The 13,940-nt window shown below is 67.5% G+C and carries 16 protein-coding genes and 1 tRNA gene; 11 read left to right on the forward strand and 6 right to left on the reverse strand.

The annotated features are described in order from the left end of the window. Positions 1–15: 15 nt before the first annotated feature. From mprA to AC5Y4D_RS13195, 4 genes are all read left to right on the forward strand, one after another. A complete protein-coding gene (gene mprA / locus AC5Y4D_RS13180; RefSeq protein WP_499946574.1) occupies positions 16–702 on the forward strand; it encodes a two-component system response regulator MprA in 687 nt (228 codons plus the stop codon). Beyond that, the gene (locus AC5Y4D_RS13185; protein ID WP_499946573.1) at positions 702–2,198 is read left to right on the forward strand and encodes a HAMP domain-containing sensor histidine kinase; all 1,497 of its coding nucleotides are present in this window, start codon (positions 702–704) and stop codon (positions 2,196–2,198) included. Before mprA ends, AC5Y4D_RS13185 begins: the two co-directional genes overlap by 1 nt. A gap of 113 nt (positions 2,199–2,311) precedes the next feature. Continuing rightward, complete coding sequence (locus AC5Y4D_RS13190) at positions 2,312–3,760, forward strand: S1C family serine protease (RefSeq protein ID WP_499946572.1); 1,449 nt, start codon at positions 2,312–2,314, stop codon at positions 3,758–3,760. Further along, positions 3,760–4,305: a MogA/MoaB family molybdenum cofactor biosynthesis protein gene (locus tag AC5Y4D_RS13195; RefSeq protein WP_499946594.1), complete on the forward strand. Its 546-nt coding sequence runs from the start codon at positions 3,760–3,762 to the stop codon at positions 4,303–4,305. The genes AC5Y4D_RS13190 and AC5Y4D_RS13195 overlap by 1 nt, the downstream gene beginning before the upstream one ends. 7 nt (positions 4,306–4,312) lie before the next feature. On the opposite strand, the gene mscL is transcribed toward AC5Y4D_RS13195, so the two are convergent. The 5 genes from mscL to AC5Y4D_RS13220 form a co-directional block, all read right to left on the reverse strand. Next, positions 4,313–4,789 (reverse strand): large-conductance mechanosensitive channel protein MscL, encoded by a 477-nt coding sequence (mscL, locus tag AC5Y4D_RS13200; RefSeq protein ID WP_499946571.1) that lies wholly within the window; start codon positions 4,787–4,789, stop codon positions 4,313–4,315. Positions 4,790–4,854: 65 nt separating this feature from the next. Then, positions 4,855–5,658 carry a polyprenyl synthetase family protein gene (locus AC5Y4D_RS13205; protein ID WP_499946593.1) on the reverse strand — a complete coding sequence of 268 codons (804 nt, stop codon included), beginning with the start codon at positions 5,656–5,658 and terminating at the stop codon, positions 4,855–4,857. A gap of 79 nt (positions 5,659–5,737) precedes the next feature. Continuing rightward, positions 5,738–6,388, reverse strand: coding sequence for an SAF domain-containing protein (locus tag AC5Y4D_RS13210; RefSeq protein ID WP_499946570.1), 651 nt, complete (start codon positions 6,386–6,388; stop codon positions 5,738–5,740). Between the two features lie 74 nt (positions 6,389–6,462). After that, complete coding sequence (locus AC5Y4D_RS13215) at positions 6,463–6,792, reverse strand: FmdB family zinc ribbon protein (protein ID WP_499946592.1); 330 nt, start codon at positions 6,790–6,792, stop codon at positions 6,463–6,465. A 75-nt stretch (positions 6,793–6,867) separates the two neighbouring features. Beyond that, positions 6,868–7,461 (reverse strand): 5-formyltetrahydrofolate cyclo-ligase, encoded by a 594-nt coding sequence (locus AC5Y4D_RS13220; protein WP_499946569.1) that lies wholly within the window; start codon positions 7,459–7,461, stop codon positions 6,868–6,870. 79 nt (positions 7,462–7,540) lie between these two features. Here AC5Y4D_RS13220 and AC5Y4D_RS13225 point away from each other — a divergent pair, with 79 nt between their 5' ends. The 5 genes from AC5Y4D_RS13225 (at position 7,541) to AC5Y4D_RS13245 (ending at position 11,889) form a co-directional block, all read left to right on the forward strand. Further along, the gene (locus tag AC5Y4D_RS13225; RefSeq protein WP_499946568.1) at positions 7,541–8,446 is read left to right on the forward strand and encodes a UTP--glucose-1-phosphate uridylyltransferase; all 906 of its coding nucleotides are present in this window, start codon (positions 7,541–7,543) and stop codon (positions 8,444–8,446) included. A gap of 51 nt (positions 8,447–8,497) precedes the next feature. Continuing rightward, positions 8,498–9,778: a molybdotransferase-like divisome protein Glp gene (glp, locus tag AC5Y4D_RS13230; RefSeq protein WP_499946567.1), complete on the forward strand. Its 1,281-nt coding sequence runs from the start codon at positions 8,498–8,500 to the stop codon at positions 9,776–9,778. A gap of 16 nt (positions 9,779–9,794) precedes the next feature. Then, the gene (locus tag AC5Y4D_RS13235) at positions 9,795–10,448 is read left to right on the forward strand and encodes a GNAT family N-acetyltransferase (protein ID WP_499946566.1); all 654 of its coding nucleotides are present in this window, start codon (positions 9,795–9,797) and stop codon (positions 10,446–10,448) included. Between the two features lie 245 nt (positions 10,449–10,693). Further along, on the forward strand, positions 10,694–11,767 hold the full coding sequence (gene sepX / locus AC5Y4D_RS13240; RefSeq protein WP_499946565.1) for a divisome protein SepX/GlpR: 1,074 nt from the start codon (positions 10,694–10,696) through the stop codon (positions 11,765–11,767). Positions 11,768–11,816: 49 nt separating this feature from the next. Next, positions 11,817–11,889, forward strand: a tRNA-Ala gene (locus AC5Y4D_RS13245). 273 nt (positions 11,890–12,162) lie between these two features. Here AC5Y4D_RS13245 and AC5Y4D_RS13250 read toward each other — a convergent pair. Continuing rightward, positions 12,163–12,429, reverse strand: coding sequence for a hypothetical protein (locus AC5Y4D_RS13250; RefSeq protein ID WP_499946564.1), 267 nt, complete (start codon positions 12,427–12,429; stop codon positions 12,163–12,165). 263 nt (positions 12,430–12,692) lie between these two features. Between AC5Y4D_RS13250 and AC5Y4D_RS13255 the strand changes: the two genes are divergently transcribed. Further along, complete coding sequence (locus AC5Y4D_RS13255) at positions 12,693–13,037, forward strand: hypothetical protein (RefSeq protein WP_499946563.1); 345 nt, start codon at positions 12,693–12,695, stop codon at positions 13,035–13,037. Beyond that, the gene (locus AC5Y4D_RS13260) at positions 13,030–13,500 is read left to right on the forward strand and encodes a hypothetical protein (RefSeq protein WP_499946562.1); all 471 of its coding nucleotides are present in this window, start codon (positions 13,030–13,032) and stop codon (positions 13,498–13,500) included. Before AC5Y4D_RS13255 ends, AC5Y4D_RS13260 begins: the two co-directional genes overlap by 8 nt. The last annotated feature ends 440 nt before the right edge of the window (positions 13,501–13,940 follow it).

Genomic DNA, 13,940 nt, shown 5'->3' on the forward strand with positions numbered 1-13,940 from the left:
ACGACACTGAGCCCCGTGCGAATACTTGTCGTCGACGACGACCGTGCGGTGCGCGAGTCGCTGCGCAGGTCGCTTGCCTTCAACGGCTACTCGGTGGAACTGGCCCATGACGGCGTGGAGGCGCTCGAGCGAATTGCCAGCGACCGGCCCGATGCGGTCGTTCTGGATGTGATGATGCCGCGGCTGGACGGCCTGGAGGTGTGCCGTCAGCTCCGCAGCACCGGCGACGACCTGCCCATCCTGGTGCTGACGGCGCGCGATTCCGTCTCCGAGCGCGTGGCAGGTCTGGACGCCGGAGCCGACGACTACCTGCCCAAGCCGTTCGCCCTGGAAGAACTGCTGGCCCGGATGCGGGCGCTGCTGCGCCGCACCAAGCCCGAGGACGTCGCGGAATCGGTGGCGATGCGGTTCTCCGATCTGACCCTGGACCCGGTGACCCGCGAGGTCACCCGCGGCCAGCGCCGAATCAGCCTCACCCGAACCGAATTCGCGTTGCTGGAGATGCTGATCGCCAATCCGCGCCGGGTGCTGACCCGCAGCCGCATCCTGGAAGAGGTCTGGGGATTCGATTTCCCCACCTCAGGCAATGCTCTGGAGGTGTACGTCGGGTACCTACGGCGTAAGACCGAGGCCGACGGCGAGCCGCGGCTGATCCACACCGTGCGCGGTGTGGGTTACGTGCTACGCGAAACACCGCCCTGATGCTCGGTTTCCGCCGCAAACGGCGCGCGCCGCTGCGAGCGACGAGCTCCCTGTCGCTGCGGTGGCGGGTGATGCTGCTGGCGATGTCCATGGTGGCGATGGTGGTCGTGCTGATCTCCTTCGCCGTCTACGCGGTGATCTCGGCCGCGCTGTACACCGACCTCGACAACCAGCTGCAGAGCCGTGCCCAGCTGCTCATCGCCAGCGGTTCGCTGGCGGCCGATCCGGGCAAGGCCATCGAGGGCACCGCCTATTCGGACGTCAACGCGATGCTGGTGAACCCGGGCCGGTCCATCTACACCGCCAACCAGCCGGGACAGACCCTGCCCGTCGGAACCCCGGAGAAGGCGGTCATCCGCGGAGACCTGTTCATGTCCCGGCGCACCGCCGCCGGTCAGCGGGTGCTTGCCATCCATCTGCCCAACGGCAGCTCGTTGCTCATCTCCAAGAGCCTCGAGCCCACCGAACACGTGATGAGCAGACTGCGTTTCGTGCTCGTGATGGTCGGCGGCGTCGGCGTGGCGGTGGCCGCGGTGGCCGGCGGAATGGTCACCCGGGCCGGCCTGCGTCCGGTCGGCCGGCTCACCGAGGCGGCCGAACGGGTGGCCCGCACCGACGACCTGCGTCCGATCCCGGTCTTCGGCAGCGACGAGCTGGCCCGGCTCACCGAGGCGTTCAACCTGATGCTGCGTGCGCTGGCCGAATCGCGGGAACGCCAGGCGCGGCTGGTCACCGACGCCGGACACGAATTGCGTACACCGCTCACGTCCTTGCGGACCAACGTCGAACTGCTGATGGCCTCGATGGCCCCCGGCGCCCCGCGGCTGCCCGAACAGGAGATGGTCGACCTGCGCGCCGACGTCCTGGGTCAGATCGAGGAATTGTCGACGCTGGTCGGCGATCTGGTGGACCTGACCCGCGGTGATGCCGGCCAAGCCGTGCACGAGCCGGTCGACATGACCGACGTCATCGACCGCAGTCTGGAACGAGTTCGTCGTCGTCGCAACGACATTCACTTCGACGTCGAGGTCGTTCCGTGGCAGGTCTACGGTGATCCGGCCGGGCTGTCGCGGGCTGCGTTGAACCTGATGGACAACGCCGCCAAGTGGAGTCCGCCGGGTGGTCGGGTGGGAGTGCGGCTGCGTCAACTCGACCCGTCCCACGCCGAACTGGTGGTCTCCGACCACGGTCCCGGCATCCCGCCGCAGGAGCGGCGCCTGGTGTTCGAGCGGTTCTACCGGTCCGCCTCCGCGCGCGCGATGCCGGGCTCGGGTCTGGGACTGGCGATCGTCAAGCAGGTGGTGCTCAACCATGGTGGATCGCTGCGTGTCGAGGACACCGAACCGGGCGCCCAGCCGCCCGGGACTTCGATCTACGTGCTGCTACCCGGCCGCCCGATGCCCAGTGCGGTGTATCCGCCGACCGACAGTGACACAAATCACGGCGACCCGGAGAGCTCACGGGGTTCGGCGAATGTCATCTCAGTGGATTCTTAGTCCGCGCGCGCAGGGTGGTTGTGCAGTTAGTGTTGAAAACCAAGCCATGCAAGCAACGCATGCTCGAGTAGGCCTTGAAGCCCCAAGTAGTAGAGGAAGAGCGTCTTAGCGACATGACGAATCACCCGAGGTATTCGCCACCGCCGCAGCAGCCGGGTTACAGCGCCACGCCTAATCAGCCTGTGCCTCCCGCCTATGCCCAGGGGCAGCAAAGCTACAACCAGCAGTTCGACTGGCGCTATCAGCCGTCGCCGCAGCAGCCGTTTCGTTCCTTCGATCCGCTCAGCGGCACCGGCGCGGGCCCGATACCCCACAACACGGGTTCCGGGCCGCTGCCCGGCGCGACGGGTTCGCGCCCGATACCGACCGTCACGGGGCCCGGACCGCTCCCCGGTCCGACCATGTCGGGTCCGATCCCGGGGATGCTGCCGCCGATGGCACCGCCGCCGCGGCGGCGTCGGTCCGGAGGCCTGATCTTCGGTGCGCTGGCCATCGCGGTGGTATCGGCCGGCATCGGCGGCGCGGCCGCGACCGTCGTCGAATTGGGCCACCAATCCGGGTCCGGCAGAGGCACTTCGGCGTCGCCGGGGGCGGCGCCGAGTGTTCCGGCCGCCAACATGCCCGCAGGCTCGGTCGAGCAGGTCGCAGCCAAGGTGGTGCCCAGCGTCGTCATGCTCGAGACCGACCTGGGCCGCGCGTCCGAGGAAGGCTCCGGGGTCATCCTGTCGGCTGACGGGCTGATCCTGACCAACAACCACGTCGTCGCGGCAGCGGCCAAACCGCCCGCCAACAGTCCGCCGCCGAAGACCACCGTGACCTTCTCCGACGGCCGTACCGCGTCGTTCAGCGTGGTCGGTGCCGATCCGACCAGTGACATCGCCGTCATCCGGGTGCAGGGCGTCTCCGGCTTGACCCCGATCTCGATGGGCTCTTCGTCGGGACTGCGGGTCGGCCAACCGGTGTTGGCGATCGGGTCGCCGCTGGGACTGGCCGGCACGGTCACCACCGGCATCGTCAGCGCGCTCAACCGGCCGGTGTCCACCACGGGCGAGGCCGGCAACCAGAACACCGTGCTGGATGCGATTCAGACCGACGCCGCGATCAACCCGGGCAACTCCGGCGGGGCCCTGGTCAACATGAGCAGCCAGCTGGTCGGCATCAACTCGGCCATCGCCACGCTGGGCGCCGATTCCGGCGACGCGCAGAGCGGCTCGATCGGGCTCGGCTTCGCGATCCCGGTCGACCAGGCCAAACGGATCGCCGACGAGTTGATCAGCACCGGCAAGGCGTCGCACGCCTCGCTGGGCGTTCAGGTCACCACCGACAAGGACGCCCCGGGTGCCAAGGTGATGGAGGTGGTGGCCAACGGCGCCGCGGCCAACGCCGGTGTGCCCAAGGGTGTCATCGTCACCAAGGTCGACGACCGGCCGATCAACAGCGCCGACGCGTTGGTTGCCGCGGTGCGTTCCAAAGCGCCCGGCGACAAAGTGTCGCTGACCTATCAAGATCCCGCGGGTGGCAGCCGCACGGTGCAAGTCACGCTCGGAAAGGCGGACCAGTGATGAAGGTCGAGGGGCAGCTGTCAGACCTCGGATATACGGTGGCACCCATGGAACAGGGCGCGGAGTTGGTTGTCGGGCGGGCGCTGGTCGTCGTCGTCGACGACCGCACCGCGCACGGCGACGAGGACCACAGCGGCCCGCTGGTCACCGAATTGCTGACCGAGGCCGGGTTCGTCGTCGACGGTGTGGTGGCGGTCGAGGCCGACGAGGTCGAGATCCGCAACGCGTTGAACACCGCCGTCATCGGCGGGGTGGACCTGGTGGTGTCTGTCGGCGGGACGGGAGTCACGCCGCGCGACGTCGCACCCGAGGCCACCCGCGAGATCCTGGACCGGGAAATCCTGGGCATCGCCGAGGCCATCCGCGCCTCGGGTCTGTCGGCCGGCATCACCGATGCCGGGCTGTCACGCGGGCTGGCCGGGGTCTCCGGCAGCACGTTGGTGGTCAACCTGGCCGGGTCGCGATACGCGGTGCGCGACGGGATGGCAACGCTGAATCCGCTCGCGGCCTACATCATCGGCCAGCTGTCCAGCCTGGAGATCTGAGTCCGGCTCAAGCGTCGGCGCGGGGCCCGTGCTCGGGCCGTGGTGACAACTCGAAAGCTCCCTGAGCCCCGCCGTGCCGACCCGAGCTGCTGCCGCCGGTCTGGCTCGCGAGCAGGTCGCGGATCTCCTGGAGCAGGACGACCTGCGCGTCGTCGGCCTGCTCGACCTCGCCCTGCTTGCGCAGCTTGCTGTAGGGCAGCACCACCAGGAAATACACGACCGCCGCGACCAGGAAGAAGTTGATCGCCGACGACAGCACGACGTTGAAGTCGATGTACTTGGCGGATTCTCCCTCGCCGGCGATGTGGATCTTCAGCAGCCCGACCTGTGACGTCTGACCGACGCCGATCGAGCTGACCAGCGGTTTGATGATGCTGTCGGTGAAGGCAGTGACCAGCGCCGTGAACGCAGTACCGATGACCACCGCGACCGACAGGTCGACGATATTGCCCCGCGACAGAAACTCCTTGAACCCTTTGAGCATCAGTACGTCCTTTCTGCAATGGGCCCACATTGATCCGGAATTCCAACCCCGAATGAAAACCTAGCTCAGTCGGCACCGTTTGCCATGATGCCGTGCTGGTCGCCACGCCCACGGATCGCGCAGTCGATCAGCGTCGAGAAGGCCTGCCGGCTCGCGGAATCGGGCAGGCCGACCAATTCCTCGCGCGCCTGATCGGCTGTCGCCGCTGCCTCGGCCGCGGCCAGGGCGTGCGAGAGGTGGGACGCCGTGCCGACCAACCTGCCCAACCGGGACAGACGCTGGACCACGTCGGCTGAGGCGCCGGCGCACAGCGCACCCAACTGACCGCACGCGGCGATGAGGGAACCGGTCCGCTCCCGCGCGACCCGCAGGTGGTGCTCGGCCGGGTCGGCGCCCGGCGAGACACCTCGCGTCTGGCGCATCTGCCCGGAGACCAACTCGGCGAAGGTCTCGGCGATCACCGCGAAGGCCTGCGGGCCCAGCCGGGAACCCAACCGCGACGCCACCGCGTACCGGTAGTCGCCTGCCAGGATTGCCAGGTTGGTGTTCCACCGGGCCGCCGCATCGTCGGCGACGGCAACGTCGTCGGCAACCGCGGAGTGACACAGCGTCGCCAGGTGGATCAACTCGAGAGCCGCGCCCACGACCGTGACCTGCCAGGAATCGGGTTCGGGACCTAGTTGCGCGGCAAGCACGGTGAAGAGCGGCCGCAGTTCGGTGTCCCCGGCGTCGAACGGATGCTGCATCGCTTCGCGGATCATCTCGTCACCGTCGCCGAGTTCGCTGCTGATCAGATCCTCGATCCGGGCGACACCGTCGCGGACGCCGGCGGCGAACCGCGTGTCGCCCAGCTGCAGACAGTCGAGCACGCTTTCTGAGGTAAGGCTCACCTGTCCAACATAGGGGCTACCGCGGCGCGGTGCCGAATTGCGTTGCCGCGGCGGGGATTCAGTGCAGGACGACGGTGACGGCCCGGCCCAGTGCCGCCGCGGCCACCCCGGCTGCGATCCGGCCCGGCAGCGCCACCAGCAGCACCCGATCGGATCCTGGGGATTTCTGCGGTGCCGAGATCAACACCACGACGGCATCAGTTGCCAGCATCCGCGAAGCGACGGGTGTGTCGGTGTCCGGCGCGGCGAGAACGTCGACGACGTCGCCGACCCGCAGCAGGTCGACCAGGGCGGTGTCCGACAGATGCAGCGGCACGATCCGGGCGCCCGGACCGGCAGTGGAATCGGCCAACCGGCTCCCCAGCAGCCGGACGTCGGTGAGGACTTCCCCGCGCCGGGCGGGACCGGCCAGCGTCACACCGAGCACGACCTCGAGGCTGGTCTGCGAGCCGTCCGGAATCGACGTCGGCGAGCGCTGTTCCAGCCGCACGTCGCCGGCGGTCAGCGCGGTGCCGGGTTTCAGATCGTGGACGGCGACCACCACGTCGACCCGGGTGCCGTCGGGGTCGGGGCGCACCGCAGCAACGCCGGCCAGCACGACGAGCCCGCCCGCGGCGATGCGCCGGGCCAGCACGGTTCGAGTCCAGTCCGGGCGGACGAATGCCGAGATCCGGCTGAGCAGTGTGGGATTGAGTGACGGTTCCCGCACGCCGTCACACGTTAAGCGGCGTTTCGCTATGACGCCGCCGGCTCAGAGGCCGACTGTGGATAACCGCGGAAGCGTCAGCTCGACGCGGCCGTTGCCGAGGCCGTGGAGGTGCTGGCTTTCTCGGTCGAACCCGACGATTTGCTGTCGCTGGAGGACTTGGTTTCTGAGGTCGAGGTCGAATCGCTCGTCGAGGAGCCGTTGGTCGCGCTCTTCTCTTTCTTGCCGGCCTCGCGGCTGTCGGTGCGGTAGAACCCGCTGCCCTTGAACACCACCCCGACCGAATTGAACAGTTTGCGCAGCCGGCCTGAGCACTTGTCGCAGGTGGTCAGCGCGTCCTCGGTGAAGGCCTGCACCTTGTCGAAGCGGTTGTCGCATTCGGTGCACGCGTAGCTGTACGTGGGCACAAAAACCTCCGGATGATAATAAGCCTGAGTTAGCACTCTACCGTCTCAAGTGCTAGAACCGCCACGTGATACCGATCATTCCCCGATCGGCAGAGCGACCATCCCCGATGCGGGTGTGAGCACGTGACTCATCGGGACATCGTGTCGTTCGGACGGCAACTCGTCGACCAGTTCCGCATCCCGCACCACCGCGACCAGCATCGCCTGCGGGTCGCGCACCGCCAGCGACCGGTCGTAGAAACCGCGGCCCCGGCCCAGCCGGGTACCGCGCCGGTCCACCGCCAGCGCCGGCAGCAGCACCACCGCGGCTTCTCCCAGGGCCGTCTCCGGTAGCCACGGCTCGGGCGGTTCGAGCAACCCCCAGCGTCCGGTCACCAGTCGGCCGGGGAAGTACTCACCCCAGCGCAGCGGCAGCGGCGTGTCGTCGGCGGCCGTTCGCGCTACCGGCAACAGCACGCGGCCCGCCCGGCGCAGCAACACGTCGAGCATGTCGACCGATCCGGGTTCCGATCCCACCGGCACATAGGCGCATACGGTGACACCGCTGCTCAGAGTGCGTTCCAGATGATCGCTGAGCATCCTGGCCTCGGCGGCGCGCACGTCGTCGGCAACGTGCCGCCGGGCCCGGGACAGTCGGTCCCGCAACGCAGCCTTGCTCGCGGTGGTCATCGCTCTAACGATGACAGACCGCCCGCGGCTGCGGCGTTCTCGCCGACCATGCGCCCGTGCCGGGCTATGGTTGTGAACGATGTCACGCCCTCAAGTCCCGGTCCCGTTCACGGCGATCGTCCCCGCTGCCGGCTTAGGAACTCGATTTCTGCCCGCGACCAAGACCGTTCCCAAGGAGCTGTTGCCCGTCGTCGACACCCCCGGCATCGAGCTGGTCGCCGCCGAGGCGGCCGACGCCGGCGCCGAACGTCTGGTGATCATCACCTCGGAAGGCAAGGACGGCGTCGTCGCCCACTTCGTCGAGGATCTGGTGCTGGAGGGGACCCTCGAGGCCCGCGGTAAGAAGGCCATGCTGGCCAAGGTTCGTCGTGCCCCGGCGCTGATCAAGGTCGAGTCCGTGGTGCAGGCCGAGCCGCTCGGGTTGGGGCATGCCATCAGTTGCGTGGAACCGACCCTGACCGCCGACGAAGACGCCGTCATGGTGCTGCTGCCCGACGACCTGGTACTGCCGACCGGGGTCTTGGAGACGATGTCGCAGGTGCGTGCGCAGTACGGCGGCACGGTGCTGTGCGCCATCGAGGTGTCGCCGGAAGAGATCAGCGCCTACGGCGTTTTCGACGTCGACCCGATACCCGAGGCCACCGACGTGTTGCGGGTCAAGGGCATGGTGGAAAAGCCCAAGACCGAACACGCGCCCTCGCTGTTCGCCGCCGCGGGCCGGTATGTGCTCGACCGCGCGATTTTCGACGCCCTGCGCCGCATCGACCGTGGGGCCGGCGGCGAAGTGCAGCTCACCGATGCCATTGCGCTTCTGATCGCCGAAGGCCACCCGGTACACGTGGTCGTGCACCGCGGATCCCGACACGACTTGGGAAATCCCGGCGGCTACCTCAAGGCTGCGGTTGACTTTGCTTTGGATCGTGACGACTACGGCCCGGAACTGCGGCGGTGGTTGGTGGCGCGATTGGGCCTGACCGAACAGTAGCCGGCAAGCCGGCGCGCGGGTTCAGGTCCGCACGGCAGGAAGGCGCGCACTGTGCGTTCTGTGGAAGAGCAACAGGCCCGGATATCGGCAGCCGCGGTGGCTCCGAGGCCGATCAGAGTTGCCATTGCCGAGGCGCAAGGACTGTTGTGCGCCGAAGAGGTCGTGACCGAGCGTCCGTTGCCCGGTTTCGACCAAGCCGCCATCGACGGGTACGCGGTGCGCAGCGTCGACGTGCTCGGTGTCGGTGATTCCGGACCGGTCGAGGCCGTCGGCGAGGACGGCAGCATCGAGGGTCGGGAAGTGGTGACCCTGCCGGTCATGGGCACCATCGAAGCCGGAGCGCGTACCCCCAGCCGGCTGCAACCACGCCAGGCTGCCCGGGTGCAGACCGGGGCGCCGCTGCCGACCCTGGCCGACGCGGTGTTGCCGCTGCGCTGGACCGACGGCGGGATGAACCGGGTACGGATTCTGCGTGGCGCGCCGTCGGGCGCCTATGTCCGTCGCACCGGCGACGACGTGCAGCCCGGCGACGTGGCGGTGCGGTCCGGGACGATCATCGGCGCTGCCCAGGTCGGCTTGCTGGCGGCCGTCGGTCGCGAACGGGTGCTGGTGCACCCGCGCCCGCGACTGTCGGTGATGGCCGTGGGCGGTGAACTCGTGGACATCTCGCGCAACCCGGGAAACGGGCAGGTCTACGACGTCAACTCCTACGCGCTGGCCGCCGCGGGCCGCGACGCCGGCGCCGAGGTGAATCGGGTCGGCATCGTCAGCAACAACCCCAAGGAACTCGGCGAGATCGTCGAAGGCCAGCTCAGTCGCGCCGAAGTGCTGGTGATCGCCGGCGGAGTGGGCGGCGCGGCGGCCGAGGCGGTGCGCTCGGTGCTGTCCGAGCTCGGTGACATGGAGGTCGTGCGGGTGGCCATGCATCCGGGCTCGGTCCAGGGGTTCGGGCAGCTCGGCCGCGACGGGGTGCCGACGTTTCTGCTGCCGGCCAATCCGGTCAGCGCGTTGGTGGTGTTCGAGGTGATGGTCCGCCCGCTGATCCGGCTGTCGCTGGGCAAGCGGCATCCGATGCGCCGGGTCGTACAGGCGCGCACGTTGTCGCCGATCACCTCGGTGGCCGGGCGCAAAGGTTATCTGCGCGGCCAACTAATGCGGGATCAGGAGAGCGGGGAGTATCTCGTCCAGGCCTTGGGCGGGGCGCCCGGCGCGTCGTCACACCTGTTGGCCACGCTTGCCGAGGCGAACTGTCTGGTGGTGGTTCCCAGCGGCGCCGAGCAGATCCGCACCGGGGAAATCGTCGACGTCGCCTTCCTGGCTCAGCACGGCTGAGCGTCGATCGGTCCCCGTGAACCTGCTGCGGTCCAGCTCCCGGCATCCTGGTTGGCCGATGAGTGTCGGTCCGCTGCGGGTGGCCGCTGGGGTGATCCGGTTACGAGCAGTGCGGATGCGCGACGGCGCGCAATGGAGCCGGATCCGGCTGGCCGACCGCGCGCAGCTCGAGCCGTGGGAACCCAGCGCCGACGGCGACTGGTCTATCCGGCACAACGTTGCGGCGTGGCCGACGGTGTGCTCGGGGCTGCGTGCCGAAGCGCGCAAGGGACGGATGCTGCCCTACGTCATCGAACTCGACGGGCAATTCTGCGGGCAGTTGACCATCGGCAACGTCACGCACGGGGCGTTGCGCTCGGCGTGGATCGGTTATTGGGTGTCCAGCGAATGCACCGGCGGCGGGGTGGCGACCGGGGCGGTGGCGCTGGGCGTCGACCACTGTTTCGGGCCGGTGATGTTGCATCGGGTAGAGGCGACCGTCCGTCCGGAAAACGGGGCGAGCCGCGCCGTGTTGGCCAAGGCCGGGTTCCGGGAAGAGGGGCTGCTGCGCCGTTATCTCGAGGTCGACCGCGCGTGGCGGGACCACATGTTGGTGGCGTTGACCGTCGAAGAGGTGTACGGATCGGTCGCATCGACGCTGGTCCGGGCCGGTCGCGCCAGCTGGGTCTAACGCCGAGCAGACGCAAAAGCACCTATTTCGTGCCGAAATCAGGGGCCTTTGCGTCTGTTCGCGAGCAATAGGTGCGCGCGATGGTGAGGCAACCGAAATAATTCTGTGGCTAACGTGACATATGTGGCGTGTGATGCTTGAAAGAGGCAAATTACAGGTGTGTAATTGCCCTGGTCACGACAGACCCGGCCGCGCAGGTCAACGAGTTGCCTCGCGGGGATCGGAACCGAAGAGAGCAGGTCAAGATGCCAAGCATCCCGCAGTCGTTGTTGTGGATCTCGCTTGTGGTGCTCTGGTTGTTCGTGCTGGTGCCGATGCTGATCAGCAAACGAGATGCGGTCCGCCGCACCAGCGACGTGGCCCTGGCGACCAGGGTGCTCAACGGCGGTGCCGGCGCGCGACTGCTCAGGCGTTCCGGGCCGGCCGCCGGTCACCGCAGCGACCCGGACTGGAAGCCCGAGGAAGAGTGGGAGACCGAGCCGATCGATGGCCCGTTCGCCGACGCCGACAAGGACCACGACCTGCCGGTACTCGAGGACGAAGACACCGACGTGGTGATGCGCCGTCGGTCCGTCGTCACGGCAATGGCCAGGGCGGACAAGGAGACCGGGGTTTCCGAGCCCGACTACCTGGACGTCGACGTGGTCGACGAGGATGCCGCCGCTCTGCCGGTGGGCGCCAGCGCAGCGGCGGCCGAGGGACCGGCGTTGCTCGCGGTCGACGGCACCGCGGACGATGAGGTCGAATCCGAGGACCACACCGAGGACACCGACGACGAACTCGCCGACGACGAGTACGAATATGTCGAGGACTCTTCGGGTTTGGAGCCCGAGGACGACGACATGGATGACGCACCGCCCGCCTACGCCGTGGGTGCGTCGCGCCGGCGTCGGTACGAGAACAAGACGGCCGCGGCCGTCAGCGCCCGCAAGTACGCCTTCCGCAAGAAGATGCTGGTGGCGATGGCGCTCGTGCTGATCGGCTCGGCCATCACCGCGTTCGAGGTGACCCCGGTGGCCTGGTGGCTGTGCGGTGCCGCCACCACGATCACGCTGAGTTACCTGTTCTATCTGCGCCGCCAGACCCGCATCGAGGAGCAGGTGCGCCGCCGCCGGATGCGCCGGATGGCGCGCGCACGCATGGGCGTGGAGAACACCGAAGACCGCGACTACGACCTGGTGCCGTCGCGGTTGCGGCGCCCGGGTGCGGTGGTCCTGGAGATCGACGACGAGGACCCCATCTTCGAACACCTGGAGTACGCCGTGTCCGCGCGCAACTACGGCTGGCCGCGGGATCTTCCGCGTGCCGTCGGCCAGTAGCCCGCGGTTCGGCTTGATGCTCTGGCGGCTGGTAGCCTGCTAGCGATCAGGGGCTATGGCGCAGTTGGTAGCGCGACTCGTTCGCATCGAGTAGGTCGGGAGTTCGAATCTCCCTAGCTCCACAGAGTTTGAGCAGCGGTTTCGTTTTTCGCGTCAGTTTGGGATTTGCGCCGGGGCCGCAGCGGGGCCGCAGGACTTCGCCGTCGCCTGTTGAATCGCAGCATCGAGGTTGACCGCACGGCGTCGAGGCCAAAGACCGGCGGTGAGCACAGCGGGCCAGCGCTGCGGGACGGGTTGCGGGCGGTTAGTCGATTCAGCGCCGAGCCGGCCGATCAGGTCATAAGGCTTCGCTGTAGTGCTGGGCGGCATGTCGCCGAACCGTTAGCCGTCCGGATTCAGGGATTCAGGTCGTCGCGCAGCTGCCCGAGCGGAATGGTTTCGCCCGCGCGCAGCAATACGCTCAGGTGGTCCTCGAGTCGCTCGATCGACACGTTGATCACGCGAGCCGGCACGCCGCGAGCCAACGCGTCCGCGACCGCAACGCGCAGCTGGCCGGCTGCCGCACTGATGGCCTGGACGTCGTACGCCCGAACCGTCGGGTCGTCAGGGTCCAATTGATCGAGCCAGCGTTCGGCCGCGTCGGTCTCGTCTGCGTCACTCACGCTGGCCAGTATCGCGGTCGCCTGCCGACCTGATCAAAGGCGCCAATAGAACGCCGACACATTCACAGTTGAGTGGCGGACGCGCCACGTGGGTTGTCAGTGCGCGTCGCTAAAGTTGCGCCATGCCTGGCCCGCGGCGTCGACCCAAGCCAAGGCGCCGCGTCGTTCGTCCGATTAATTTTGGGTACCCCGCCACCCCGACGCAGCCATACAGCCCGAGGGACTACCCAGAAAGTGAACTTCACCGCGACACCGTGGTGAGCGTGCTGGGACAACCTATCGACGGATGGTTATTCGAGTTGGTATACCGATTCGCGATCTGGAAGGGCTACAACATCGATTGGGCAATCGTGATCAACGCCCGTCGAGTCGAGGAGGGTCCAGAGGCGCAACGGCACCGGGTGCTACGCATCGACATATGCCACTCCGAGGTTCATCGTCATATCTTCAAGCAGAGCAGCGACCCTGCCGATGACCTGGGGATACGCGAGACGATCGTGTCGCTCTCTAGCGGCGACGGAGTTACAGTTAGTCAAGAGTGGGACCGCCAGTTGGCCCTGATAAGCCGTACTTGGCAACAGCGTGCGAGGGAGTGGATCGATGGTTGACCCGCACACCATCGCGACGTTTGCGTTCGCGCAAATGCGGCGTGACCCAGCCTTCGGGTCTAGATTTTCGTGGGTGCGCAACACGATTGTGTGCGTTGCATCCGACCTCATGAATGACGTGCTTAATGGCCAGATGGCGCACTATTTCGCTGAGACGGGCGGGACGATCGCGTGCTATTTTCCCGGCGACCAACGGTTCATGTTCGTCCAAGTCGGTCAGCCGGTATCACCCCCAGAGGGCGAAACGTCGCTACCGACTCCCGGTGTCAGACAGATGAGGGATAGTTACGAGAACCCGATGACAGTCGGGGAAGTCGTGAATGCGATCTATGAGCGCCAAAAGGGCGATTTCAGCCACTTGCCGGTCTGGAGCAAAGGCGCCGGATTTAAAGAACCGAGGGAGGGGCCTCTGTTCGGTGAAGCGTCAACGGTCGAGATTGAGAAGCAGCTCGCTCTCACCTAGTTGGTTGATAGGCAGCCCTCGCGGCAGCGCGTATTCGTCGTCGTCGACCGCGGTGTAGCGCTAGCGCTCGGTTGTGGCTGTCGAACTGTGGCCGAGCAGCACTTGGACGGAGCGTAGGTTGCGGCTGCCGCGGTAGGCGCGGTAGCGAAGCGATGGCACAGCTTGTGCATCGACCAGTCCCCTGAAAGTGCCGCGGAGACCAGGTCGCCGACGTGCAGCGGGGTCAGGTGCCCGCTCGGCGCTCCAGGCAGGAACAGCCAGCCGGACGCCGGCAGATACCGGGTGTGCCCGACAGCGCCTGCCCGCCTGCAGCGTTGCGGAAAGCGAGTTGCTGATCGGCACCACCCTGGTCTTGCCGCCCTTGCCGCGCACGACCAGCTGTGGCCCACCGACCCCTTCGACGACGTCGTCGGTCCGCACTTGAGCGACTCAGGCGCGTC

Source organism: Mycobacterium sp. NGS67, assembly GCF_059812185.1.